Raw genomic sequence first — 1,447 nt, forward strand, 5'->3', positions numbered from 1 at the left:
GACCAGCTACCACAACAAAATAAGGTAGCTTAACTAGAGCAGAGTATCACTTATAAATAAGCTTTTAGTTGTTCAAACATGTGGGACCACCTCTTTATCGGTTCTGCTTTGTTTGTGGTAAGTGCAAAATTACCAGTTGCCATAGTGACTGAATTTAGAGGTGTTTATAGTCGTATAAAGCAGGGAGCTAAAATTTATTTTAATACGCCAAGACTCAAGGCATTGCTTGCTCTAAATCTAGCAATTGCTTCGGCGAGTGCGGTTGTGATTGTAAATACTGTTGTACTGGTTCAATCGACATTTAAACTTACTGAAAATGCAACGACATGGGCATTTGGTTTATTTGGTCTTGGATCAATGTTATCTGCTTTTGTTTTGCCTAAGATATTGGATAAATTTCCTGATCGATCCGTTATGTTGACAGGTACAACAATTCTTGTAATTGGGCTGTTAAGTGGTTATTTCATTACATCTTATAGTGGTTTGCTTGCACTTTGGTTTGTACTAGGTATTGGGTATTCTGTTTCACAAACACCTACAGGACGTTTAATTCGCAAGTCTGCATCGAGTGAGAATAGGACTTCTCTATTCGCAGCCCAATTTGCGTTTTCACATGCTTGCTGGTTAGTGACTTATCCTTTAGTTGGATGGCTCAGTACGAACATAGGAACATTACAAACATTTATACCAATGGCAGTGATTGCAACTATTTCTTTATTATTTGCAATGCGTTTGTGGCCATCTCAGGATGAGGCACATTTACCACACAGTCATGATGATTTACCTCCAGATCATGAGCATTTGCAGCAGCATCGAATCAATGGAGTACACGTTCATGAATATGTTATTGATGACTATCATGAAAAGTGGCCTAAATAACTCTTTTTCGACTAATGACTTAGAAAGAATTCGTCTGTTTGTTGTACAATTCTAAGCTTGTTTTATTGTTCAATAAAAAAGGGGAACAACATGAAAAAACTAATCTTGGTATGTTTAATGGGGCTTGCGGTAACAAATGCTTTTGCTCATTCAGGTGGTACTGATTCTTCAGGCTGCCATACGAATAGCAAGACAGGGGATCGTCACTGCCATTAATAATAAAAATGAGTAGAACATTTTGTTCTACTCATTTTGAATAACGATCTAATAATAATAAGTACTGTTTCATTTCTTCTTCATCAAAATTTTGATCCCCTTTCAATACATGCTCTCTTAGATGTTGTTCTAGAAGTTGCTGCATTAGCCCGTTAACAGCACCCTTAATTGCTGCAACTTGTTGTAAAACATCAAGACAAGAACTTTCAGGCGTTAATAGTGATTTTTCTACAGATGCAACTTGTCCTTGAATTCGTTTAATGCGATTAAGAATTTTTTTATCTTGATGCAAATGAGACATGATTTTTCCTTAAAAAAATATATACTGGGGGGAGTATCTTGGAAAGATAAA

General features: G+C 36.4%; 2 protein-coding genes and 1 pseudogene. 2 read left to right on the forward strand and 1 reads right to left on the reverse strand.

Annotated elements, in window-relative coordinates; translation table 11 throughout:
• Positions 1-93 precede the first annotated feature (93 nt).
• Positions 94-879: pseudogene (locus tag F885_RS00565) on the forward strand (MFS transporter); the annotation flags it as partial.
• A gap of 90 nt (positions 880-969) precedes the next feature.
• Positions 970-1,095: a YHYH domain-containing protein gene (locus tag F885_RS20935; protein ID WP_000733641.1), complete on the forward strand. Its 126-nt coding sequence runs from the start codon at positions 970-972 to the stop codon at positions 1,093-1,095.
• A 31-nt stretch (positions 1,096-1,126) separates the two neighbouring features.
• Here the strand turns inward: F885_RS20935 and F885_RS00560 are convergent, their stop codons facing one another.
• On the reverse strand, positions 1,127-1,396 hold the full coding sequence (locus F885_RS00560) for a metal/formaldehyde-sensitive transcriptional repressor (RefSeq protein WP_005322931.1): 270 nt from the start codon (positions 1,394-1,396) through the stop codon (positions 1,127-1,129).
• Positions 1,397-1,447: the final 51 nt, after the last annotated feature.

The organism is Acinetobacter higginsii, assembly GCF_000369845.1.
Lineage (GTDB): Bacteria > Pseudomonadota > Gammaproteobacteria > Pseudomonadales > Moraxellaceae > Acinetobacter > Acinetobacter higginsii.

Coding starts and splice junctions, on each gene's coding strand:
- F885_RS00560 (WP_005322931.1), bottom strand. CDS start 1,396: ATGTCTCATTTGCATCAAGATAAAAAAATTCTTAATCGCATTAAACGA.
- F885_RS20935 (WP_000733641.1), top strand. CDS start 970: ATGAAAAAACTAATCTTGGTATGTTTAATGGGGCTTGCGGTAACAAAT.